Genomic DNA, 21,605 nt, shown 5'->3' with positions numbered 1-21,605 from the left:
TGTGTCCTCCGGCGCCGGCTGTCCAGATTTCGTGGCAGGTGGTGGGGCGGGGAGTCAGCGAACGGGTACGCAGAGGGCGCTGGCGACCCGCAGCAGGTCGACGTGGCGACGGGCCACGAGGAGAACACCGGCATGAGTCACGGCGTCAGCGTGCCACGCGTCCACAATGTGGTCCAGGGCTGCCCGGATGGTGGGAGAAGGGTCACTCGCCTGGGAGAATGCGGTCGATCGGCAGGGCCGCGACCTGCGAGTCCGGGCGACCGGTGGCGACTTCCGGCCCTGTCAACGCTCTCTTCCGCCCCGCGAACCACTACGTCCCGGCGTCGTAACAGGTGTTCACCCGATCGGCCTCCCGCCGCGACCGAGCGTGGCGGGGTGGACAATCCCAGGGTGCCCGAGCTGCGTCCCGACCCCGCCACCCCGATCGACCCCGCCTTGCCGGAAAGTGCGCTGAAGGGGCTCGGGAGCAGAGCGTTCGGGGTCTACGTGCACGTCCCGTTCTGCGCGACGCGCTGCGGCTACTGCGACTTCAACACCTACACCGCGGGTGAGCTCGACTCCGGTTCGTCGCCGCAGTCCTGGCTGGAAGGACTGCGGCGGGAACTGGAGCTCGCGGCCCGCGTGCTGGTCGTGCCCCCGGCCGCCGACACCGTGTTCGTCGGCGGCGGCACGCCGTCGCTGCTCGGCGCCGACGGCCTCCGCTCGGTGCTCGACGCCGTCCGCGACGTCTTCGGGCTCGCCCCGGGCGCCGAGGTGACGACGGAGTCGAACCCGGAGTCGACGTCGCCCGAGTTCTTCGCCGGGATCCGCGAAGCCGGCTACACGCGGGTCTCGCTGGGCATGCAGTCGGCCGCGCCGCACGTGCTGAAGATCCTCGACCGCGTGCACACCCCGGGCCGTCCGGGGACGGCCGCCGCCGAAGCCCGCGCGGCCGGCTTCGAGCACGTGAACCTCGACGTGATCTACGGCACGCCGGGGGAGCGCGCCGACGACCTGCGCGCGACGCTCGACGCCGTGCTGGCCGCCGGGGTCGACCACGTCTCGGCGTACGCGCTGATCGTCGAGGAGGGCACGGCGCTGGCCCGCCGCGTGCGCCGGGGCGAGCTGCCCGCGCCGGACGACGACGTGCTGGCCGCGGACTACGAGATGATCGACGCCACGCTGTCGGCGGCGGGACTGCGCTGGTACGAGGTGTCGAACTGGGCGGCGTCCGACGAGGCCCGCTGCCACCACAACCTCGGCTACTGGCGAGGCGACGACTGGTGGGGCGCCGGTCCCGGCGCGCACAGCCACGTCGGCGGGGTGCGCTGGTGGAACGTCAAGCACCCGGCGCGCTACGCCGCCTTGCTCGCCGAGGGCGCCTCGCCCGCGGGCGGGCGTGAGGTGCTCAGCGACGACGACCAGCACCTGGAACGGATCATGCTCGAACTCCGCGTCGCCGAGGGGCTTCCGCTCGACGTCCTCGACGGTCCGGGGCTCGCCGAGGCTCGCGCGGCGGCGGCCGAAGGCCTGCTCGATCCGTCCGCTTTGGACTCCCGGGGCCGCGCGGTGCTCACCGACCGCGGGCGGCTGCTCGCCGACGGCGTGGTCCGCCGGCTCGCCGGCTGAACCCGTCCGGGATTAAAACTCCGGCCGACGTCGTTACTTGTATCAAGCAACGACGTTCGAGGAGGCTCCATGGTGCGCGCGGTCAGGTTCGACGAGTACGGCGGCGTGGATGTCCTCCGGGTGGAAGACGTCCCGCGGCCGGTGGCGGGACCGGGACAAGTGCTCGTCGAGGTCCGGGCGGCCGGGATCAACCCGGGTGAGGGGTACATCCGCCAGGGTTTCCTGCACGACCGCTGGCCGGCCACCTTCCCGTCGGGCCAGGGCAGTGACTTCGCGGGCGTGGTCGCCGAACTCGGCGACGGCGTCGAAGAGATCGCCGTCGGCGACGAGGTGATCGGCTTCGTCGACACACGCTCGAGCCACGCCGACTTCGTCGTCGCGGAGGCTTCGAACCTCACGCCGCGGCCTGACGGGGTGCCGTGGGAGGCCGCCGGTTCGCTGTTCGTCGCCGGGACCACCGCGTACGCCGCGGTGCGCGCGGTGTGCCCGCGAGAAGGGGAGACGGTCGTCGTCTCGGGTGCCGCCGGCGGAGTGGGCTCGCTGGCCATGCAGCTCGCGAAGCTGGCCGGCGCCACGGTGATCGGCCTGGCCGGCGAAGCCAACCACGCGTGGCTGCGCGAACTCGACGTGATCCCGGTGGCCTACGGGGACGGCGTCCTCGAGCGGATCGAGGAAGCCGCCCCGGACGGCGTGCACGCGTTCGTCGACACTTTCGGCTCCGGATACGTCGAACTGGCCCTGCACCTGGGCATCCACCCCGGACGGATCGACACGATCATCGACTGGGCCGCGGCCGAGAAGTACAACGTGAAGACCGAGGGCAACACGGCGGGCGCGTCGGCCGAGGTCCTCCGTGACCTGGCGACCTTGGTGGAGAAGGGATTGCTGGAGGTGCCGGTCGCGCGCGTGTACCCCTTGGACGAAGTGCGGGAGGCCTACCGCGAGCTGGAGAAGCGGCACACACGCGGCAAGATCGTCCTGCGGCCGTAGCGTCAGACGACGGCCACCGCGTCGATCTCCACGAGGAACCCCGGCGCCAGGCCGGCGACGACGTGGACCGTGATGGCCGGCGGCGGGTCGGCGCGGTTCCAGACCTACTGGAAGGCGGCCACCCCTTCGTCGAAGGTGTGGCCGTCCACCACGGCGATGCGCCAGTGCACGATGTCCGCCAGGGTCGCGCCCTCGCTCTCCAGGATGGTCGCGAGGTTGCGGAACGCCTGCAGGGCCTGCTCTCCGACGGTGGGGCCGACGACCTCGCCGTTCGCGTCGACGCCGTTCTGGCCGCCGATGTAGATCGTCTTCGCGGGCTGTTCGACCACGACGGCCTGGCTGAAGGCCGGGCTGCGGTGGAGTCCCTCGGGGTTGATGTGCCGGACGGCCATCGGGAACCCTCTCTGTCGACTTGGGTGCGTGACGCCAGTCATAGTGGAACGCAACCGGCTATTTCGTCGCTGCCATGACCTTGAGCCCGGCGAGGAACGTGTCGAGCGCGAAGCCGAGGCGTTCGGCCGCCGTCTCGGCCGAGAAGAATTCGCCGATCCTCAGCATGTTCGGGAATGCTTCGGCGGGCAGCGAGCGCATGTAGTCGACCATCTGCCTGCCGCGTTCGGTGACTTCGGCCGCGTCGATCTCGCCCCAGGTCCAGCCGCTCGCTTCGTACGCGTACGCCTTCGCGTAGAGGCCCAGCGCGTCGCCCGCGAAGGTCGCCTGCTTGAGTTCGAGGCCGCCGGCCCGCAGCAGGGCCAGCATCGCCTCGCCCAAGCGCAGCGAGCTGGGCGTGACCGGCACGGCGATGTCCCACGCCACGCGCGCGATCCCGGGGTGGGCGACCATCACCCGGATCTGGGCGTGGACGAGCTCCTTCACCTGCTCGTCCCAGCGCGCCGGATCGGGCTCCGGCACGGGCACCTCGGCGAGCACCGCGTCGAGCATCAGCTCCGCCAGTTCGTCCTTGTTGGAGACGTGCGCGTACAGCGACGCGGGCCCCGTTTCGAGCTCCTGCGCGATCCGCCGCATGGTGACCGCGTCGAAGCCTTCCTTCGCCAGGACGTCCAGTGCCGTCTTGACGACGAGCTCCTGGGAGAGCGCGGGTTTCGCGGCGCGGCGGCCCGGGGGACGGCGCCACGGCGGCGGGGGAACGGTCACGCGAACACTGTACTTGACGCGAACTGCGTTCGTATGTAGAACGGTGTTCGTGAAACGAACAGCGTTCGAAACGGGGGATCTCATGACCACTGCCGAAGCCGACGTCCGTGCCGTGCTCAGCAGGCTCACTCAGGCCTGGAACGACGGCGACGCCACCGCCTACGGGCGGCTCTTCACCGAAGACGCGGACTACGTGACGTTCTTCGGGCTGAACTTTCCGGGCCGCGAAGCGATCGAGGAATCCCATCGCGCACTCTTCGAAGGCCCGCTCAAGGGCTCCAAGCTGACCGGACGGCTCGGCGCGGCGGCGAAGGTGCGGTTCGTCCGGCCGGACGTCGCCGTGGCCGTCGTCGGCGGCGGCTCGTCCCTGACCGGCGCGGACACCGCGGACGAGGGGCGCGAGTCGACCGTGAGCTTCGTGCTCGTCCACGACGGCGGCGAGTGGCTGATCACGGCGTTCCAGAACACGCGCGTCTCGGATCCGCGCTCGTGAAAACGCTTGCGGAGGCCACCGGGGTCGTCGCGCGGCCACCCGGCGAGGTGTTCGAGTGGCTCCGGCGCACGCTCGCCGGAGGTCCGTACCCGATGCGGATGGACGTCGACCGCGAGCGCGGGTTCCTCGCCGTGCAGGGCGGCTGGTGGTACCGCGCCGAGTACCGCGTCACGCCGGATGTCACGCCGGATCCGGCGGCCCGAAACTGTCGGTGCCCACCGGTAGCGTGGAAAACGGGGGCTGCTCGGTCAGGCGGCGCGCGCATCGAGTACCGGGTCCTCAACGTGGCCTCGCGCGCGCGGTGGGCGGTGCCACTGGCGAACCGGTTCTTCATCGGGTTCCGGGCTCGCACGGCTGTCGCTTTTGCACGGATGCTCGAGGAACTGGGTACCCCGCGGTAGCCGTGCGCCGGTTTTCGCGCGTAGGGTGACTTAGGTAAGCCTTAGCGAGCATGGGGAGTGGTAATGGCTGAAGCACCCCGGCGGTCCGGGCGTCCCGCGGTGCGGCTGCGGGTGCTGCGCAGCGAGCGCCTGACCCCGCACATGATCCGGATCGTCGCGGGCGGCGAGGGCATCGCCGGCTTCGCGCCCAACGCGTTCACCGACGCCTACGTGAAGGTGCTGTTCAAGGTGCCCGGCGTCGAGTACCCGGAGCCGTTCGACGTCCAGGAGTGCCGCGCGACGCTGCCGCGAGAGCACTGGCCGCGGCAACGCTCGTACACGGTTCGCGCCTTCGACCCGCAGGCCGGCGAGCTGGTCCTCGACTTCGTCCACCACGGCGACGAGGGCATCGCCGGCCCGTGGGCGGCGTCGGCCAAGCCGGGTGACGAACTGCTGCTGTCCGGCCCCGGCGGTGCGTACGCGCCGGGCCCCGAGGCGGACTGGCACCTGCTGGCCGGGGACGAGAGCGCACTGCCGGCCATCGCGGCGTCGCTCGAAGCGCTCCCGGCCGGCGTCCCCGCCCACGCGGTGATCCTCGTCGAGAACGCGGACGAGGAGCAGCCACTGGTCACCAAGGCGGACGCGCAGATCACCTGGCTGTACCGGGCTTCCGGCGGCGACGTCGCTTCTGCGGTGCGCGCGCTGCCGTGGCGCGACGGCGTCGTGCAGGCGTTCGTGCACGGCGAGGCCGGGTTCGTCCGGGACTTGCGGCGCTACCTGCTCGACGAGCGCGGGGTGCGGCGCGAGCTGCTGTCGATCTCGGGGTACTGGCGCTACGGGAAGAACGACGAGGCCTGGCGCGAAGAAAAGGCGGCCGAGCGGGCGCGGGAGAAGTAACCTCGCCGCATGGCGGAGCTCAAGGTGGACGTCGACCCGGCCGAGGCCGGGTTCGACGCGGACCGGCTTTCCCGGATCGACAAGCACTTCGACCGGTATGTCGAGAATGGACGGTTGCCCGGCTGGCTCGCGGTGGTGAGCAGGCACGGCCGCATCGTGCACGTCGGCCGCGGCGGGTACAGCGACGTCGAGGCCGGGACGCCCGTGGAGACCGACACGTTGTGGCGGATCTTCTCGATGACGAAGCCGGTCACGTCGGTCGCCGCGATGATGCTGGCCGAAGAGGGCTTGCTGGAGCTGGACGACCCGATTTCGCGCTGGTTGCCGGAATTCGCCTCACCGCGGGTGTTCGTCAAGGGGTCGGCGCTCAAGCCGTTCACCGAGCCCGCCACTTCGCCGATCCGCGTCTGGCACCTGCTGACGCACACGGCGGGCCTGACCTACGGCTTCCACCACGGCCACCCGGTGGACGCGATCTACCGCGCGGCGGGGTTCGAGTGGGGCACGCCGCGGGGTGCGGACCTGGCGGCGTGCTGCTCGCAGTGGGCGGCGTTGCCCTTGCTCTTCCAACCCGGCACGGAGTGGAACTACTCGGTGGCCACCGACGTGCTCGGCCGGGTCGTCGAGGTGGTGTCGGGCCTGCCGCTGGACGAGTTCTTTTCGTCGCGGATCTTCTCGCCGCTGGGCATGACGGAGACGGGTTTCGTGGCCTCTTCGGTTTCCCGCTTGGCGGCGTTGTACATTCCGTCGGCGGACGGGCTGGCCCGCAACGACGCGTTCGGCCGCCTGGGCACGTCCCGCCCGGACTGCCTTTCGGGCGGCGGCGGTCTGGTGTCTTCCGCCTCGGACTACTGGCGTTTCACGGAGATGCTCCTGCGCGGCGGCTCGTTGGACGGTGTGCGTCTGCTGTCCCCGCGGACGGTTTCGCTGATGGCGAGCAACCACCTGCCGGGCCACGTGGACCTGGAGGCCTTCGGGCGGCCGCTGTTCGCGGAGATGCCCTTCGACGGCTTCGGTTTCGGTCTCGGGTTCTCGGTGCTGGAGGACCCGGTGAAGGCGCGGACGTTGTCGTCGGCAGGGGAGTTCGCCTGGGGCGGGGCGGCTTCGACCGCCTTCTGGGTGGATCCGGACGAGGATTTGACGGTCGGGTTCTACACGCAGCTGCTGCCGTCGAGCACTTATCGGCTGCGACCGCAGCTGCGGCAGCTGGTCTACCAGGCGCTGGTGGACTGAGCGGGCTCGGTGGTCACCACCTGCGGGCCCGCGGCGGTGAGGTACCTCGCCACCGTGCTCCGCGGATGGGCGGCGTGCTGGTAGATGCCCTCGACCGTGGCGATCGGCAGACGAGTTTCGACCTTTTCGTCGAACACGCCGAGGGGCGCAGCGGGAAACCCGGCCGACTACGAAGGCCGGCTCGGGGATCCCGAAGCAGCGGTGAGGTACCTCGACGACGTTCAGTCCGGAGAACAGATTGTGCCTCGGCCGGGCACCGCACCGCTGACGAAGTAGCGGTCCAGCCACGCGTCGATGCACGCGCTCTTGCCGCGGGAACCGTGGCCGTATGTGTCGAGGGTCAGCAGGTGCGCGTTGCCGAGCAGGTGCTCTGCTCGTTGCGCGCCGGCGTACGGTGTCTCCAGGTCGCCCTGGCTGTTCGCGAGCAGGAGGATCGGGGCCGTCGGGCGGTTCCATGGTCTCGTGTAACGGCCCGTGTCCGAGACGTCCCAGGTGGCGCACGGCAGTGTCTTGTAGACGTCGTACGGGCCGAAGCCGCGGGCGACGCGGTCCGCGCGCTGGGCGTAGGCCCACCAGGCCGCCGGGTCTCGGGGGTTCGCCGCGTCGGAACAGAGTGTTGCGCCGCCGCCCAGGATGGAGTCGATGTCCGGTGGTCCGTCCGGCGCGGCCGGGGCGCGAGAAGCCGGGTCGGCCAGGGCCTGGAGGAACGCTGCCAGCTGGGGCGCGGACCGGGCGTCGGTCAGGTAGCCGTGGATCCGGGCGATGGCGCCCTGGTAGGTGACGGCCGTCTGCCGTCCGGTTGTGTCCGTCACCGTGATCGGGCCGGCCGTCAAGCGGTCGAGGATCGCGGAATAGTCGAAGGTGCAGCGCGAAGCACAAATGTCCAAAAAGGATTGGAGGGCCCGCCGGGCGTCCTCGAAGCCGCGCAGGCGGTAGCTCATCGGGTCCGGGCCGGTCGACCAGCGGACCGGGTCGTCGACGGCGTCGAACGCGAGCGAACCCACCCGGGCGGGGAACAGGTTCGCGTACGTTTCGCCGATATATGTTCCGTACGACTTCCCGTAGTACCGCAGTTTCGGCTCGCCGAACGCCGCACGCAGCCGGTCCAGGTCGCGGGCGATCGTGCCCGTCGACAGGTGGTTCGCCAAGGGGCCCGCGTTCTGTTCGCAGAGGTCGGTGACCGTGCGCGTGTCCGCGATCTGTTGCTGTTCGGCCGCGCGCGTCAACGGGAACGTGCCGAGTGCTCGCTGCAGCACTTCGAGTTGCGACGGGTCGGTGAAGCAGTGGATCTTCGAACTCGCGCCGACGCCGCGCGGGTCGAACCCGACGATGTCGAAGCGGGCGTGCAACGCGGGTGTCAACGCCGGCGCGAACCGGCCGGACGACCCTGGGCCGCCCGGGTTGGAGAAGATCGTGCCCAGCTTGGCGGCCTGGTCGGTGGCCGGCAGCCGCGCTATCGCCAGCCGCGCCGTGCCCAACGATGGGTCCTGATAGGACAGTGGGACGTCGAGGTGGCCGCATTCGTAACCGGGGGTACAGGAGGCTTCCCAGACGATTCCGGCGGGGCTCGCCACGGCCGCGGGGGCGAGGGCGCCCACCGCGAGCGCGGCGGCCCCCAGAGCCGTCGCAGCGCGGAATTTTCGAGAGGTCATGGGAAAGATCGTCCCGCCCCGGACCCGGTCTGCGCATTGGGGTGAGCCACCGAATCCGGGGTGGGGTAAACCGCAACTCGATCAGGTGGTGAGCTTCGGGATGATCTGTGACCCGTAGGAGGCGAGGGTCGCTTCGCGGTCGTCGTGCATCAGGTACAGCGAGAACTGGTCCACGCCCAGTTCCGCCAGTTCCTGCAACCTCTCGACGTGTGCGGACGGCGGGCCCAGCAGGCAGAACCGGTCGACGATCTCGTCAGGGACGAACTCCGTCGACGGGTTGCCCGCCTTGCCGTGGTGGCTGTAGTCGTAGCCCTCGCGCTCGCGGATGTAGTCCGTCAGCTCCCGCGGTACCGCCCCCGACGAGCCGTACCGCGCGACCAGGTCCGCGACGTGGTTGCCGACCATCCCGCCGAACCAGCGCAGCTGTTCGCGCTGGTGCGGCAGGTCGTCGCCGACGTACGCCGGAGCCGCGACGCAGATCTTGATACCGCCCGGGTCCCGCCCCGCCGCGCGGGCCGCGTCGCGGACTGCGCCGATCGTCCAGCGGGCGATCGCCGGGTCCGCGCACTGCAGGATGAAGCCGTCGGCGTGCTCGCCGACCGTCTTCAGCGCCTTGGGCCCGTACCCGGCCATCCACATCTCGAGCTGCCCGTTCCGGACCCACGGGATCTGCACGGTCTTCTCGTTCATCGTCACCGCGCGGCCCTCGGCCAGGTCCTTGACCACGCGCATGCAGTCGCGCACAGTGGCCAAAGTGGACGGTGGCAGCCCGACCACCCGGTGCGCCGAGTCGCCGCGGCCGATGCCGCAGACCGTCCGGTTTCCGTACATGTCGTTGAGCGTCGCGAACGTCGACGCCATCACCGACCAGTCCCGCGTCCCGGGGCTGGTCACCATCGGTCCCACCACCAGGGACGACGTCGCGGCCAGCACGGCCGAGTAGATGACGAACGGCTCCTGCCACAGCACGCAGGAGTCGAACGTCCAGCCGTAGCGGAACCCGCAGTCCTCGGCGTCCTTCATCAGCCGCACGACGTCCCGTGCGGGCGGGTCGGTCTGCAGCACGATCCCGAAGTCCATGGCCCGCCCCCTAGTTCAGGTACTGGTTCAGCGAACGGGACAGGAACTTGCCGTGCGACGTCGACCCGGTGAACCCGTCCGGCGACACGACGACGCGCCCACGGGACAGCACGGTGTGCACGCGGCCGGTGATGTCCAGGCCCTCGTACGCCGAGTAGTCCACGTTCATGTGGTGCGTCTCGGCCGACAACGTCTGCGTCGCCGACGGGTCGTAGATCACGATGTCCGCGTCCGAACCCGCCGCGATGACGCCCTTGCGCGGGTACAGGCCGAACATCCGCGCCGGCGTCGCCGAGCACGTCTCGACCCAGCGCCCGAGCGTCAGCTCGCCCGCCACAACGCCCTGGTGCAGCAGGTCCATCCGGTGCTCGACGCCCGGGATCCCGTTCGGGATGGCCCGGAAGTCGCCGCGGCCCAGCTCCTTCTGGTCCTTGAAGCAGAACGGGCAGTGGTCGGTCGACACCACGGACAAGTCGTTCGTCCGCAGCCCGCGCCACAGATCGGCCTGGTGCGACTTCTCCCGCAGCGGCGGCGAAGCCACGTACTTCGCGCCCTCGAAGTCCGGCTTCGCCAGGTCCTCAATGGACAGATAGAGGTACTGCGGGCACGTCTCGGCGAAGACGTTCTGGCCCTCGTTGCGCGCCTCCGCCACCGCCGCCAGCGCTTGCGCCGCCGAGAGGTGGACGATGTACAGCGGCGAACCGGTGACCTTGGCGAGCTGGATCGCCCGCGATGTCGCCTCTCCTTCCAGCTCGGGCGGCCGGGTGAGGCCGTGCTGCACGGGATCGATGTTGCCCGCGGCGAACGCCTGCGCGGCCAGCTGGTCGATCGCGATGCCGTTTTCGGCGTGCATCATGATCGTAGCGCCGATTTCGCGCGCCTTCTGCATCGCCAGCAGGATTTCCCCGTCCGTGGAGTAGAACACCCCCGGATAGGCCATGAACATCTTGAAGCTGCCGACCCCGGCGCCGACGCAGGCTTCCATCTCCTTCAGCGACTGGTCGTTGACGTCGGAGACGATCATGTGGAAGCCGTAGTCGATCGCGCAGTTGCCGTCGGCCTTCGCATGCCACTTGTCCAAAGTGGACAACAAGGACGTGCCCTTGGCCTGGACGGCGAAGTCGATGATCGTGGTCGTGCCGCCCCACGCGGCCGCCGTCGTGCCGGTCGAGAACGTGTCGACGGAGTGCGTGCCGCCGAACGGCATCTCCATGTGCGTGTGGGCGTCGATGCCACCGGGCAGGACGTACTTCCCGGTGGCGTCGATCGTCTCGTCGCCGGTCAGCGTCCCGGGCGCCCCGACGGCGGCGATGGTTTCGCCGTCGACGAGGACGTCCGCCAGGAGAGCACCGGACGGCGAAACGACCTGGCCACCCTGGATCAGCGTGGTCATCAGGCCTCCGCGAGGGGGCCGTAGGTGTCCGGGCGGCGGTCGCGGTAGAACGCCCACTGGTTCCGGACCTCGTCGAGCAGCCCCAGGTCGAGGTCGCGCACCACGACCTCGTCGTCGGTGTCGGACGCCGCTTCGCCGACGAGCTGACCGCGCGGGTCGACGAAGTACGTCTGGCCGTAGAAGTCGTTGTCGCCCAGCGGCTCCACGCCCACCCGGTTGATCGCGCCGACGAAGTACTCGTTCGCCACCGCGGCCGCCGGCTGCTCCAGCTTCCACAGGTACTGCGACAGGCTGCGGCTGGTCGCCGACGGGTTGAACACGATCTTCGCGCCCGCCAGGCCGAGGGCGCGCCAGCCCTCGGGGAAGTGCCGCTCGTAGCAGATGTAGACGCCGATGCGGCCCACGGCCGTGTCGAACACCGGGTAACCGAGGTTGCCGGGCCGGAAGTAGAACTTCTCCCAGAACCCCTTGACCTGCGGGATGTGGTTCTTGCGGTACTTGCCGAGGTAGGTGCCGTCGGCGTCGATCACCGCGGCGGTGTTGTAGTACACGCCGGGCTGCTCGACCTCGTACATCGGCACGATCAGCACGATGCCGTGGCGCTCGGCCACCTCCTGCATGAGCCGCGTGGTGGGCCCGTCGGGGATGGCCTCGGTGTAGGAGTAGTAGTCGGCGTCCTGCACCTGGCAGAAATACGGCCCGTAGAACAGCTCCTGGAGGCAGACGACCTGGGCGCCCTGCGAGGCGGCGGTGGCGATGTGGTCGACCGCCGCCTTGATCATGGACTCCTTGTCACCCGTCCACCGCTGCTGGATCAATCCGGCTCGGACGACGCTCACTTGCTTCCTCCTTGGTTGCGGGAAGGGAGAGGGCGGCGAAGACGGCGAACGCGCCGACCAGGCCCACCACCCAGTTGTAGTCGTAAAGGGGCTTGAGGATCGGGATGATGCCGTCGGCGGGGAACGGGCCAGTATCGGCGGCACTGTACGCGCCGCCGACCGCGAGAAGTGCTCCCACCAGCGTCGCGACCAGCGCGCGCCAGTTCCAGCCGCCGCTGAACCAATACACCCCATCGGGTGTGTAGAGGTCCCTCAGGCGCAGCTTCGTGCGGTTGACGAGCCAGTAGCCGGCGACGAGCACCCCGGCGACCGCGCCGAGCAGGCCGCCGTAGAAGCCGAGCCAGGCGAAGATGTAGATGTTCGGGTCGGAGTAGAGCCGCCACGGCTGGATGAGGATGCCGATGACGCCGGTGATGCCGCCGCCGATCGCGAACGTGATCCGCTTCGGGAACGCGTTCGAGAAGTCGTAGGACGGGCTGACGACGTTGGCCGCCAGGTTCGCCGAGATCGTCGCCAGCACCAGCGCGACCAGCGCGACGACGACCACGGCCGGGCTGGAGAACTTGTCCGCCAGCTGGGCCGGGTCCCAGATGTCCTGGCCGTAGAGCACGTGCCCGCCCGACGTCGTCAGGATGGCCACGATCGCGATGAACGTCATCGTCGTCGGCAGGCCGAGGATCTGGCCGCGGACCTGCTTGCGCTGGCTCCCGCCGAACCGGGTGAAGTCCGGCATGTTCAGCGACAGCGTCGACCAGAACGCGATCATCGCCATCAGCGACGGCGCGAACACCTTCCAGAAGTCCGGGCCCCAGCCGAGCTTGCCGCCGTCGGCCAGGATCGGGCCGAGCCCGCCCGCCTTGACCAGCACGTACCCGAGCATGATCAGGAAGCCGACCGACACCAGCGGCGCGGTCCAGTTCTCGAACCGGCGGACCGCGTCCATGCCGCGCCAGATGATGAGCATCTGGCCGATCCAGAAGACCACGAAGGACAGCCACAGTGTCCAGTGCTGCCCGGCGATGACGGCGGAGTCGCGCCACCCCGCGCCGAGCAGGCGGCCGAGGATGACGTAGATGGCTTCGCCGCCGACCCAGGTCTGGATGCCGAACCAGCCGCAGGCGATGAACGCCCGCAGCAGCGCGGCCAGGTTGGCGCCGCGCAGGCCGTAGAACGCGCGGGCGAACACCGGGAACGGGATGCCGTACTTGGTGCCGGCGTGGCTGTTGAGCAGCATCGGGACCAGCACGACCAGGTTGCCGATCGTGATGGTGATCAGCGCCTGCACCCAGTTCATGCCGAGCGCGATGAGCGACGCGGCCAGGGCGTAGCTGGGGATGTTGTGCGCCATCCCCATCCAGAGCGCGAAGTAGTTGTAGGTGGTCCAGGTCCGTTTTTCGACGGGGACGGGGGCCAGTTCCTCGTTGAAGAACCGGCTGCCTTCGAGAGACCTGACGTCGGCGGGGTCGAGCTCGACCCGGCCGTCGTCGTGCACGCGCTGGTCTGCGGGTGTCGGCGCCATTGCGGAATCCTGCGCGCCTGGTCATCGCCGGGGCAACGGCAGTCTGTTCACTCTTCCCTGATCAGGAGTGCAGTCTGTCGATTGCGCGGAGGGGCCCCGGAGTGCATGACCTGTGTCACACATCTCGTCGTCACGAACCGGCAAAGCGGCTGAAACGTCTCCACAAGATCTTCACAGTTCACGCGAACCGTCTCCACCGGGGGTGCTTAAGGTCGTGGCCATGGAACTGGGTGGGCGGCGGGTGCTCGTCGTCGAGGACGACGTCACGATCGCCGCGTCGATCGCGGCCCGGCTGCGGGCCGAGGGGTTCACCGTGGACGTCGCCCACGACGGGCCCGCCGCCGTCGAGGCGGACACGTCCGCGGAGCCGGACCTCGTGGTGCTCGACGTGATGCTGCCGGGGTTCGACGGCCTGGAGGTCTGCCGCCGGATCCAAGGACGGCGTCCGGTGCCGGTGCTCATGCTGACCGCGCGCGCCGACGAGACGGACATGCTGGTCGGGCTGGGGGTCGGCGCCGACGACTACCTCACGAAGCCGTTCTCGATGCGGGTGCTCACCGCCCGGGTGCACGCGCTGCTGCGGCGGGTGGACCGCTCGGCCTCCGTCGCGGGCGCCAGGATCGTGCTCGGCGACCTCGAAATCGACGTCGACCAGCGGCGCGTCGCCCGGGCCGGTGTCGCGGCGCAGCTGACGCCGATCGAGTTCGACCTGCTGGTGCACTTCGCGCGGCGGCCGCGGGTGGTGCAGCCGCGGGAACGGCTGCTTTCGGAGGTGTGGGACTGGGACGTCCACGGCACCTCGGCGGGGACGCGGGCGGTGGACAGCCACATCAAGGCGCTGCGGCGGAAGCTCGGCGCGGACCTGATCCGCACGGTGCACGGCGTCGGCTACGCGTTGGAGGCGGGCTCGTGAACCTCGTGCCACGGCCGCTCGACCGGATCCGGTCGATCAAGCTGAAGCTGGCGATCCTGATGGTCGCCTCCGGTGGGGTGGCGTTCGCGTTCTTCAACTGGCAGATCGGCTGGCTGCCGCCGAAGACGACGGTCACCGCGATGGTGCTCGCGCTGGTGTTGTCGCAGGTGCTGGCCCACGGGATGACGCGGCCGCTGCGCGAGATGACCGCGGCGGCGCGGGCGATGGCGAAGGGCGACTACAGCCGCCGGATCCGGGCCACCACGCGCGACGAAGTCGGGGTGCTGGCCGGGGCGTTCAACCAGATGGCGGGGGATCTCGGGGACGCGGACCGCCAGCGCCGGGAGCTGATCGCGAACGTGTCGCACGAGCTGCGGACGCCGATCACCGCGTTGAGCGGCGTGCTGGAGAACCTCGTCGACGGCGTCGAGGACCCGGACCCGGCGACGTTGAAGACGGCGCTGCAGCAGACCGAGCGGCTGGCGACGCTGGTGGACGAGCTCCTGGACCTGTCACGGCTCGACGCGGGGGCGATCCCGCTGCACCAGACGTCGTTTTCGCTGTGGTCGCTGCTGTCGGAAGTGGTGGGGGAGGCGGCGTTCGCGGGCCGCGGGGTGACGTTCTCGGTGGCGGTCTCCCCGGAGGGCGCGCTGGTGACGGCGGACCGCGGACGGCTGTTCCAGGTCGTGGCGAACCTGCTGGAGAACGCGGCCCGCCACGGCCCGGCCGGCGGCGAGGTGCGGGTGCTGGCGCAGGTGCGGCCGGGGGAGGTCCGCATCGACGTCTGCGACGAGGGGCCGGGCATCGCGCGGGCCGACCGCGAGCGGGTCTTCGAGCGGTTCACCCGCGGGGAACGGCCTTCGGGCGGGGGCACGGGGCTGGGGCTGGCGATCGCCCGGTGGGCGGTCGAGCTGCACGGCGGGACGATCGGGGTGGTGGATCCGGCGCCGGGGACGGGCAGCCGGATCCGGGTGACGCTGCCGGCTTAGTTCCCCGCGGCCCGGGGCGGGCGGCGAGGTCATGAACGACTCGTTCATGACCTCCGGCGACATGAACGAGTCGTTCATGACCTTTCGGCCGGACGATGACGTTCGCAAAAGCGAACGCGAGATCTCGAGGAAGAGGCGAAATGCCCAAGGGACAGATCGGCGGTGGCGGGGTGCCGCGGGGAAAGCGCTCGGTCGCGTCGCGAGTGGCTACGGCGGATCCGGCAACGACCGGAGCCGCGCCCGGGTCGGCGCGGCCGGAGACCGGAGGTACTCAGGCCGCCTCTGCCGCGGCGAGGGGTGCGGTGGTCGGTGGGGGTTCCGGGAGAGAGCCGGTGGGGGCGGGGGTGCTCAGGGGAGAGCCGGTGAGTGGGGTGGCTGGTTCTGCTCCGGGGGTGCCCGGGGGTGGGTCAGCGGGAGGAGCGGCTCGCTCTGCTTCGGCGGCGGGTGTGTCGTCCGGTGGCGGGGTGGCCGTGGCTGCGCCGCCCGTGCTCATGCGGCCGCTGCCGCCGCCGAAGTCCGCCGTCGTTCCGATGCCGCCCGCCGTGCTGCCCGCCGCCGGGCTTGCCGGGGTGGCCGCCGCTCTCGTCTTGCCCGTCGACCGGCCCGGGGTCGGGTGGCTGCTCAGCGGGGTGGCCGTCGCCGCGGCCGTGGCCGTCGCCGATCGGCGGGCGCAGGAAGGCGGGTCCCTCACCTGGCGCAGTGCCGGGTGGGCGTTCCTCGCCCTCGCCCTGCTCGGCATGGGTGCCGTGCGGGCCTCCGGGTGGCTGTTCGTCCTGTGCGTGCTCGGCGCCGTCGTCACCGGGTCGCTGGCCGTCGTCGGGGAGCGGACCGTCAACTCCGTCGTCTACGACATGCTCGCGCTCCCGGTCGAGGCCCTGCGCGCCATTCCGTGGGCCGGCCGCGGCGTCGGACGCTTCGCTGCCCGTCGCGACGGTGTCGCCCGCCGCATCGCGCTCGCCGTGCTCGCCGCCGCCGCGCTCGTCGGGGTTTTCGTGCCCCTGCTCGCCAGTGCCGATGCCGCCTTCGCCGCCGTCGTCAACGCCATGGTTCCCGATCTCAGCGTCGACGTTCTCCTGCGGTGGTGCTGCGTGTTCGCGGTCGTCGCCTTGGTGGTCGCCGGGGCGTGCTACTTCCTCGCCGCGCCGGCGCGGCGTGCCTCGGCGGACCGTCCACACCGGACTGGCTACGGTCTGGAGTGGACGGTCCCGCTCACCGTCCTCGTCCTCGTGTTCGGCCTGTTCGTCGGCGTCCGGCTGGTCGTGCTGTTCGGCGGCACCGAGTACGTCCTGCGCACGAGCGGCCTGACGTCGGCGGAGTACGCCCGCGGCGGCTTCTGGCAGCTGTGCGCGGTCACTGTGCTGACGCTGGCCATCGTCGCCGCGGCTTTGCGCTGGGCCCCGAACTCGACGAAAGCCGACCGGCTGCGCCAGCGCGTCCTGCTGGGGACGCTGAGCGCGCTGAGCCTGGTGCTCGTGGGGTCGGCGTTGAGTCGCATGTGGACATACCAGGAGGCGTACGGCTTCACCGTGCTGCGGCTGCTGGTCGAGGTCTGCGAACTGTGGTTCGGCGCGGTGTTCGTGCTGGTCGGCGCCTCGCTGGTCCGGCTGCGCTCGACATGGCTGCCCCGCGCGGCGATCGGCACGGCCGCGGCGGCGCTGCTGGCCCTCGCCGTCCTCGACCCGGAACGCCTCATCGCCGACGCCAACCTCGACCGCGTGGCCGCCGGCAAGCCCCTCGACGACCGCTACCTGGCTCGCTTCTCGGCCGACGTGGTCCCGGTGGTCTCGGCCCGGGTCCACGAGCCGCTGCGGACGTGCGTGCTGCGGCAGGTGCTGAGCGGCGACGCCCCGGACGGCTGGCCCGCCTGGAACCTCAGCCGCTCGAACGCACGTGACGTGCCTCTCGGACCCGGTATCGGCTGCCGCTGAACCCGACCGCCGCGCGGCGCGTGGTTAAGAGTTACGCGGAAGCCACCGGGCCGTCGTGGGGGCGGCCCGGCGGCTTCCGCGCGCTCAAACAGGCCACCAGGGCTTCCCACGATCGGGTGGTGACGGAAAGTGCGCCTCCCGCACGGTCCTTCGTGTCGCGGATTTGCGGCACCCCATCGAGCCGAACCTCGACGCATTCCTCGCTGCCACTGTGCGAAGACTTTCGCCAGACGGCTCCGAGCATTTCAGGCCTCCAGTCCGGTGACCACCCCCTGGACGAGCTGCTCGGAATCGTGCTCGCTCAAGGCCGGGGCGGACAAAGTCCCGACTGCCGCACGGTTGCGGTCCGCTCGTGGTCGACGAACGTCGCCATCGGAGGTGCGTGCTGCTCGAGCCAGTTGGGCTCGGCGGCGGTGCGGGCCAGGTTGACCAGCCGCGCACGTTCCGCCGGTTCGGCCCGGAGCGCGCCCAGGATCGTGGCCAGCTCCTCGATCTTCGGGACCCGCTTACCGCTCTCCCAGTTGGAGATGTTCTGGGCGATCAGCCCGGTCAACCGGCCCAGCTCCCGGACTCCCAGCTTCCGCGCCTGCCGGGCTCCTCATGCCGAACCCCAGCGCGCGGGCCCGGGGCGTGGCGATCGGTGGTGGCATGGGCACAGCCTGCCCCGGGGCAGGCCGTGCCCGGCTGGGTGATGCCGTTCCGCTGTTGCGAAGTTGTGCCAGACCTCAGAAAGCGAACACGCCGTCCGAGTCGCGGTCGGCTTCACAACGGTTCGCGTACGTCGTGTGGAACGACACCGGCTTGCCTCGCCAGCTGCCGACCGCCGTGACGTCCACCGGGGCGTAGATCAGCGTGCACGCCTGGTGGCGGGCGTTGATCCGCGAAAAGTCGCCGCCGGCGGCGGAAAGCACCCCGCACGCCTTGTCGCGCTTCGGGTGCGTGCCGCCGGCCGGGTCGCACGTGAGCGTCACCGAGCCGATCCGGTTGGCGGTGTCGTGGGTCGTCAGCTGCAGCGTCGACGCCGGGGGTTGCGCCGGCGCGAGACAGCCGAGGCTCATCAAACAGGCTGCGAAGGGGATTAGGGCCATATCGGTGTCATCGGCACGGCGGGGTCGATCACTGTGCTCCACGTCCGGGTGAGTCTTCTTCGCTCGGCCGGGTGAGGTCCGCCGCCAGCAAGGCGACGTACAGCGAGAGCATCGACTCCGGGTCCTCCAGCCGGACGCCGAGGACCTGCTCGATCCGGGCGAGCTGCTGGTAGTACGCCGTCCGGGAGGTGTGTGCCGCCGCGGCCGCCGCCGACTTGTTGCCGCCCTGCTCGCAGTAGTGCCGCAGCGCCTGGACGAGCCGGCTGCCCGTCGCCACGTCTCGCTGCAGCAGCGGCCCCAGCTCGCGGTGGGCGAACGCGGTGACCCGCTCGTCGCCCGAAAGCAGGTGCAGCAGGCCCCGCAGCCGGACGTCGGACAGCCGGTGCAGCACCCGGTCCGAGCCCGCCCCCAGTGCGGCCGCCGCGACCTGCCCCGCTTCGAGCAGCGTCCGGCGGGCTTCGCCGGGCGAAGACACCGTCGTGCCGACCGCGAGCACCCCTGGCGCGCCGCTCCGGGCGTCGTGGACGTCGGTGGCCAGCCGGTGCAGCACGGCGTCGGCGTTCGCTTCCGGTGACAGCGCGAGCAGCGCCCGCACGCCCAGCTCGTCGGTCGTCACCAGCGCCGACACCTTCGCGCGGCGCGCCGCCAGCACCGTCGCTTCGGCCAGCTCGCGCAGCACCGGCGGGGTGGACAGCGCGGGCCGTGGCGTGCCCGTCAGCCGGGGCCGGACTGCCAGCCCGACCAGCTGCCGCCCGGCCAAGGGCACGGCGAGCGCCGAGGCCCGTGCCAGCAGCTCCGCCGACGGTGACGGCGAGGCGAGCAACTCGACGATGACGGCGCGGTGGGCCTGCCTTTCGAGACTGTCGGAGTCCTTGGCGACCAGCCGGTGCACGGCCAGCGCGGACGCCGCCCGCTCGGCGACCACCCGGTGGCGGTGCGGCGGCTGGTCGGCGCAGACGAGGATCAGCCGTCCCCAGTCGTGCCCGCGCGCCCCGACCACGGTGACCAGCCAGCCCGAACCGGGGTGGTAGCCGGTCCGCTCGCCGACCTGGACCACCCGTGACCGGGCCGGCCAGCCGGCGAGCAGCTCGCCCGGGTCGGTGCCGGCCGCGTCGTAGGCGAGGACCTCGTGGGAGAGCGTCTCCAGCACCACCGGCTCCTCGGTGAGCCGCGCGACCTCGCCGAGGACGACGCCGGGCTCGGCGCCCGCGACCGTCAGGGCGGTGAACGTCTCGTGCACGCGCTCGGCGGCGCGCAGCTCGGCGACCTGGGCGTCGACGATCTGGCCGTTCACGGCTTCGGTCACGCTCACGAACCGCGTCTCCCGCGAGAGCGTCACCAAGGGCAGCCCGTGCTTCTCGGCCGCGTCGACCAGCGCGGCGGGCAGCTTGTCGCTCCAGTGCCGGACCAGCTCGACCACGACACCGGCGGCGCCGACCCCGGCCAGGTCGGCGACGTACCGGGCCAGCGCGGAGCCGTCGTCGGGCAGCGCGACGCCGGTGGTCAGCACCAGCTCGCCGCCCCGCAGCAGGTGCGCGATGTCGGCGACCTCGGCGACGTGCGCCCAGCGCACCGGCGCGTCCAGCCCGGCCGCGCCGGCCACGACGTGCGGGCGGCCCTGGCGCAGCACCGGCAGCGCGAGGACCTCGGCGACGGTCGGGTACATGGCTCCTCGGCGTTGTTACCAGTCCGACCAAAAGTAGGCCGACCCCCGAGCGGAACGTGACCGGAGGTGCGAAGTCATTCGGCCGTGACTGTGGTCGGAGTGGTAACCATCGGCACAGTAGCGGCAGGGACAGACTGTACGGCCGGGAGCCAACTGACGTACACGTTGCCGATGGCGGTGGCGTGGCGCGCGCCCGGAAACTCGGGGGGACGTTGCCGGAGTGAAGGAGTGCCTGCCGTGACCGACCGCATCAGCCACTGGATCGACGGCAAGCCGTTCGGCGGGACCCCCGCGCGGTCCGGCGAGGTCTTCGACCCCGCCACCGGGCAGGTCCGGGCCCACGTCGACTTCGCCGGGGACGCCGAGGTCGAAGCCGCCGTCGCCGCGGCCAAGGCGGCGCTGCCGGGCTGGCGCGGGACGTCCCTGGCAGGCCGGACGCGAGTGCTGTTCGCTTTCCGCGAGCTGCTGTCCGCCCGCAAACACGAGCTGGCGAAGATCATCACCAGCGAGCACGGCAAGGTCGAGTCCGACGCGGCCGGGGAGATCGCCCGCGCGATCGAGAACGTCGAGTACGCGTGTGGCGCCGCCCAGCTGCTCAAGGGCGGGTTCAGCGAGAACGCCTCCACCGGCGTCGACGTCTATTCGATCGCCCAGCCGCTCGGCGTGGTCGGCGTGATCTCGCCGTTCAACTTCCCCGCCATGGTGCCGCTGTGGTTCGTCCCCAACGCGCTGGCCTGCGGAAACACCGTCGTGCTCAAGCCGAGCGAGAAGGACCCGTCGGCCGCGGTGTTCATCGCCGAGCTGTTCGCCGAAGCCGGGCTGCCCGCGGGCGCGCTCAACGTGCTGCACGGCGACAAGGCGGCGGTGGACGGGCTCCTCGGACACGCCGACGTCAAGGCGATCTCGTTCGTGGGCTCGACGCCGATCGCGCGGTACGTCTACGAGACCGGCACCCGGCACGGCAAGCGCGTCCAGGCTCTCGGCGGCGCGAAGAACCACATGGTCGTGCTGCCGGACGCCGACCTCGACCTCGCCGCCGACGCCGCGGTGTCGGCCGGGTTCGGCTCGGCGGGGGAGCGGTGCATGGCGGTCTCGGTGGTCGTCGCCGTGGACCCGGTCGGCGACTCGCTCGTGGAGAAGATCTCCGAGCGGATGGCCCGGCTGCGCGTCGGCGACGGCCGCGACCCCGAGTCGGAGATGGGGCCGCTGGTGACCGCGGCGCACCACGCCCGGGTCGAGTCCTATGTGGACGCCGGGGTGACCGAGGGCGCGTCGCTCGTCGTGGACGGCCGGGGCATCGAGGTCGACGGGGACGGCTTCTGGCTCGGCCCGACGCTGTTCGACCACGTCCGCCCGGAGATGTCGATCTACACCGACGAGATCTTCGGCCCGGTGCTCTCGGTGGCGCGCGTGACGTCGTACGACGACGCTCTCGACCTGATCAACGCCAACCCCTACGGCAACGGCACGGCCATCTTCACCGGCGACGGCGCGGCCGCGCGGAAGTTCCAGAACGAGGTCGAGGTGGGCATGGTCGGGGTCAACGTCCCGATCCCGGTCCCGGTCGGCTACTACTCCTTCGGCGGCTGGAAGGACTCGCTGTTCGGCGACAGCCACGCGTACGGGCCGGAAGGGTTCCACTTCTTCACGCGCACGAAGGTGGTCACCTCCCGCTGGCCGGACCGCTCGCACGCGGGCGTCAACCTGGGCTTCCCCCGCAACTCCTGACCGCGGGTCGTGAGTGAGCAACAGTGTTCTACCACCGTTACTCACTCACGACCG

At 70.9% G+C, this 21,605-nt stretch carries 23 protein-coding genes; 10 read left to right on the top strand and 13 right to left on the bottom strand.

The genetic code is table 11. The annotated features are described in order from the left end of the window. Nucleotides 1-54: 54 nt before the first annotated feature. Nucleotides 55-141 (bottom strand): putative leader peptide, encoded by an 87-nt coding sequence (locus CF165_RS53855; protein ID WP_350310667.1) that lies wholly within the window; start codon nt 139-141, stop codon nt 55-57. 234 nt (nt 142-375) lie between these two features. Here CF165_RS53855 and hemW point away from each other — a divergent pair, with 234 nt between their 5' ends. Both hemW and CF165_RS31800 read left to right on the top strand, forming a co-directional pair. Next, the gene (gene hemW / locus CF165_RS31805; protein WP_093951274.1) at nt 376-1,608 is read left to right on the top strand and encodes a radical SAM family heme chaperone HemW; all 1,233 of its coding nucleotides are present in this window, start codon (nt 376-378) and stop codon (nt 1,606-1,608) included. Between the two features lie 69 nt (nt 1,609-1,677). Further along, nucleotides 1,678-2,598 (top strand): NADP-dependent oxidoreductase, encoded by a 921-nt coding sequence (locus CF165_RS31800; RefSeq protein WP_093951273.1) that lies wholly within the window; start codon nt 1,678-1,680, stop codon nt 2,596-2,598. A 104-nt stretch (nt 2,599-2,702) separates the two neighbouring features. On the opposite strand, the gene CF165_RS31795 is transcribed toward CF165_RS31800, so the two are convergent. Together CF165_RS31795 and CF165_RS31790 are read right to left on the bottom strand one after the other, a co-directional pair. Continuing rightward, entirely contained in the window at nt 2,703-2,990 is a 288-nt protein-coding gene (locus tag CF165_RS31795) for a RidA family protein (protein ID WP_240521890.1), read from the bottom strand. 58 nt (nt 2,991-3,048) lie between these two features. Beyond that, nucleotides 3,049-3,663 carry a TetR/AcrR family transcriptional regulator gene (locus tag CF165_RS31790; RefSeq protein WP_093951464.1) on the bottom strand — a complete coding sequence of 205 codons (615 nt, stop codon included), beginning with the start codon at nt 3,661-3,663 and terminating at the stop codon, nt 3,049-3,051. 172 nt (nt 3,664-3,835) lie between these two features. On the opposite strand from CF165_RS31790, the gene CF165_RS31785 reads away from it, so the two are divergent. The 4 genes from CF165_RS31785 (at nt 3,836) to CF165_RS31770 (ending at nt 6,756) form a co-directional block, all read left to right on the top strand. After that, nucleotides 3,836-4,246, top strand: coding sequence for an SgcJ/EcaC family oxidoreductase (locus tag CF165_RS31785; RefSeq protein WP_093951272.1), 411 nt, complete (start codon nt 3,836-3,838; stop codon nt 4,244-4,246). Beyond that, the gene (locus tag CF165_RS31780) at nt 4,243-4,647 is read left to right on the top strand and encodes a hypothetical protein (protein WP_093951271.1); all 405 of its coding nucleotides are present in this window, start codon (nt 4,243-4,245) and stop codon (nt 4,645-4,647) included. Before CF165_RS31785 ends, CF165_RS31780 begins: the two co-directional genes overlap by 4 nt. A 63-nt stretch (nt 4,648-4,710) precedes the next feature. Next, entirely contained in the window at nt 4,711-5,523 is an 813-nt protein-coding gene (locus tag CF165_RS31775; RefSeq protein WP_167441620.1) for a siderophore-interacting protein, read from the top strand. 9 nt (nt 5,524-5,532) lie between these two features. Next, nucleotides 5,533-6,756 carry a serine hydrolase domain-containing protein gene (locus CF165_RS31770; protein WP_093951270.1) on the top strand — a complete coding sequence of 408 codons (1,224 nt, stop codon included), beginning with the start codon at nt 5,533-5,535 and terminating at the stop codon, nt 6,754-6,756. Here CF165_RS31770 and CF165_RS50460 read toward each other — a convergent pair. The 6 genes from CF165_RS50460 to CF165_RS31745 all read right to left on the bottom strand — a co-directional run bounded on the left by CF165_RS50460 (nt 6,735) and on the right by CF165_RS31745 (nt 13,239). Beyond that, nucleotides 6,735-6,893: a hypothetical protein gene (locus CF165_RS50460; RefSeq protein WP_240521889.1), complete on the bottom strand. Its 159-nt coding sequence runs from the start codon at nt 6,891-6,893 to the stop codon at nt 6,735-6,737. The genes CF165_RS31770 and CF165_RS50460 overlap by 22 nt on opposite strands. A gap of 84 nt (nt 6,894-6,977) precedes the next feature. Continuing rightward, nucleotides 6,978-8,408 (bottom strand): alpha/beta hydrolase, encoded by a 1,431-nt coding sequence (locus CF165_RS31765; RefSeq protein WP_093951269.1) that lies wholly within the window; start codon nt 8,406-8,408, stop codon nt 6,978-6,980. Nucleotides 8,409-8,489: 81 nt separating this feature from the next. Next, a complete protein-coding gene (locus tag CF165_RS31760) occupies nt 8,490-9,488 on the bottom strand; it encodes a TIGR03842 family LLM class F420-dependent oxidoreductase (RefSeq protein ID WP_093951268.1) in 999 nt (332 codons plus the stop codon). Nucleotides 9,489-9,498: 10 nt separating this feature from the next. Then, a complete protein-coding gene (hydA, locus tag CF165_RS31755; RefSeq protein WP_093951267.1) occupies nt 9,499-10,881 on the bottom strand; it encodes a dihydropyrimidinase in 1,383 nt (460 codons plus the stop codon). Continuing rightward, a complete protein-coding gene (locus tag CF165_RS31750) occupies nt 10,881-11,663 on the bottom strand; it encodes a nitrilase-related carbon-nitrogen hydrolase (RefSeq protein WP_240521909.1) in 783 nt (260 codons plus the stop codon). Before CF165_RS31750 ends, hydA begins: the two co-directional genes overlap by 1 nt. Nucleotides 11,664-11,673: 10 nt before the next feature. Further along, nucleotides 11,674-13,239 carry an NCS1 family nucleobase:cation symporter-1 gene (locus CF165_RS31745; protein WP_093951265.1) on the bottom strand — a complete coding sequence of 522 codons (1,566 nt, stop codon included), beginning with the start codon at nt 13,237-13,239 and terminating at the stop codon, nt 11,674-11,676. Between the two features lie 241 nt (nt 13,240-13,480). On the opposite strand from CF165_RS31745, the gene CF165_RS31740 reads away from it, so the two are divergent. The 3 genes from CF165_RS31740 to CF165_RS31730 all read left to right on the top strand — a co-directional run bounded on the left by CF165_RS31740 (nt 13,481) and on the right by CF165_RS31730 (nt 17,069). After that, nucleotides 13,481-14,152 (top strand): response regulator transcription factor, encoded by a 672-nt coding sequence (locus CF165_RS31740; RefSeq protein ID WP_439098531.1) that lies wholly within the window; start codon nt 13,481-13,483, stop codon nt 14,150-14,152. Beyond that, complete coding sequence (locus CF165_RS31735; RefSeq protein WP_093951263.1) at nt 14,149-15,141, top strand: HAMP domain-containing sensor histidine kinase; 993 nt, start codon at nt 14,149-14,151, stop codon at nt 15,139-15,141. Before CF165_RS31740 ends, CF165_RS31735 begins: the two co-directional genes overlap by 4 nt. A 470-nt stretch (nt 15,142-15,611) precedes the next feature. Then, nucleotides 15,612-17,069, top strand: a complete 1,458-nt coding sequence (locus CF165_RS31730; protein WP_240521888.1) for a DUF4153 domain-containing protein — start codon at nt 15,612-15,614, stop codon at nt 17,067-17,069. A gap of 31 nt (nt 17,070-17,100) precedes the next feature. On the opposite strand, the gene CF165_RS31725 is transcribed toward CF165_RS31730, so the two are convergent. The 4 genes from CF165_RS31725 to CF165_RS31710 all read right to left on the bottom strand — a co-directional run bounded on the left by CF165_RS31725 (nt 17,101) and on the right by CF165_RS31710 (nt 19,823). Then, complete coding sequence (locus tag CF165_RS31725) at nt 17,101-17,313, bottom strand: DUF397 domain-containing protein (protein WP_093951261.1); 213 nt, start codon at nt 17,311-17,313, stop codon at nt 17,101-17,103. 57 nt (nt 17,314-17,370) lie between these two features. Continuing rightward, nucleotides 17,371-17,622, bottom strand: coding sequence for a helix-turn-helix domain-containing protein (locus CF165_RS31720; protein ID WP_240521887.1), 252 nt, complete (start codon nt 17,620-17,622; stop codon nt 17,371-17,373). 172 nt (nt 17,623-17,794) lie between these two features. After that, nucleotides 17,795-18,127, bottom strand: a complete 333-nt coding sequence (locus CF165_RS31715; RefSeq protein ID WP_167441618.1) for an SSI family serine proteinase inhibitor — start codon at nt 18,125-18,127, stop codon at nt 17,795-17,797. Nucleotides 18,128-18,185: 58 nt separating this feature from the next. After that, nucleotides 18,186-19,823 carry a PucR family transcriptional regulator gene (locus tag CF165_RS31710; RefSeq protein ID WP_093951259.1) on the bottom strand — a complete coding sequence of 546 codons (1,638 nt, stop codon included), beginning with the start codon at nt 19,821-19,823 and terminating at the stop codon, nt 18,186-18,188. 237 nt (nt 19,824-20,060) lie between these two features. Here CF165_RS31710 and CF165_RS31705 point away from each other — a divergent pair, with 237 nt between their 5' ends. Then, nucleotides 20,061-21,551 (top strand): CoA-acylating methylmalonate-semialdehyde dehydrogenase, encoded by a 1,491-nt coding sequence (locus tag CF165_RS31705; protein ID WP_167441617.1) that lies wholly within the window; start codon nt 20,061-20,063, stop codon nt 21,549-21,551. Nucleotides 21,552-21,605 lie beyond the last annotated feature (54 nt).

The organism is Amycolatopsis vastitatis (assembly GCF_002234595.1).
Lineage (GTDB): Bacteria > Actinomycetota > Actinomycetes > Mycobacteriales > Pseudonocardiaceae > Amycolatopsis > Amycolatopsis vastitatis.
The sequence above is the reverse complement of the archived record's forward strand: the minus strand, read 5'-3'. Positions and strand labels throughout refer to the sequence as shown.

What these genes read in the sequence shown, in the direction of transcription:
- CF165_RS31800 (WP_093951273.1), top strand. Translation starts at nt 1,678, where the DNA reads ATGGTGCGCGCGGTCAGGTTCGACGAGTACGGCGGCGTGGATGTCCTC.
- CF165_RS31795 (WP_240521890.1), bottom strand. Translation starts at nt 2,990, where the DNA reads ATGGCCGTCCGGCACATCAACCCCGAGGGACTCCACCGCAGCCCGGCC.
- CF165_RS31785 (WP_093951272.1), top strand. Translation starts at nt 3,836, where the DNA reads ATGACCACTGCCGAAGCCGACGTCCGTGCCGTGCTCAGCAGGCTCACT.
- CF165_RS31775 (WP_167441620.1), top strand. Translation starts at nt 4,711, where the DNA reads ATGGCTGAAGCACCCCGGCGGTCCGGGCGTCCCGCGGTGCGGCTGCGG.
- CF165_RS31770 (WP_093951270.1), top strand. Translation starts at nt 5,533, where the DNA reads ATGGCGGAGCTCAAGGTGGACGTCGACCCGGCCGAGGCCGGGTTCGAC.
- CF165_RS31765 (WP_093951269.1), bottom strand. Translation starts at nt 8,408, where the DNA reads ATGACCTCTCGAAAATTCCGCGCTGCGACGGCTCTGGGGGCCGCCGCG.
- CF165_RS31760 (WP_093951268.1), bottom strand. Translation starts at nt 9,488, where the DNA reads ATGGACTTCGGGATCGTGCTGCAGACCGACCCGCCCGCACGGGACGTC.
- hydA (WP_093951267.1), bottom strand. Translation starts at nt 10,881, where the DNA reads ATGACCACGCTGATCCAGGGTGGCCAGGTCGTTTCGCCGTCCGGTGCT.
- CF165_RS31750 (WP_240521909.1), bottom strand. Translation starts at nt 11,663, where the DNA reads ATGATCAAGGCGGCGGTCGACCACATCGCCACCGCCGCCTCGCAGGGC.
- CF165_RS31745 (WP_093951265.1), bottom strand. Translation starts at nt 13,239, where the DNA reads ATGGCGCCGACACCCGCAGACCAGCGCGTGCACGACGACGGCCGGGTC.
- CF165_RS31725 (WP_093951261.1), bottom strand. Translation starts at nt 17,313, where the DNA reads ATGCTCGGAGCCGTCTGGCGAAAGTCTTCGCACAGTGGCAGCGAGGAA.
- CF165_RS31715 (WP_167441618.1), bottom strand. Translation starts at nt 18,127, where the DNA reads ATGAGCCTCGGCTGTCTCGCGCCGGCGCAACCCCCGGCGTCGACGCTG.
- CF165_RS31710 (WP_093951259.1), bottom strand. Translation starts at nt 19,823, where the DNA reads ATGTACCCGACCGTCGCCGAGGTCCTCGCGCTGCCGGTGCTGCGCCAG.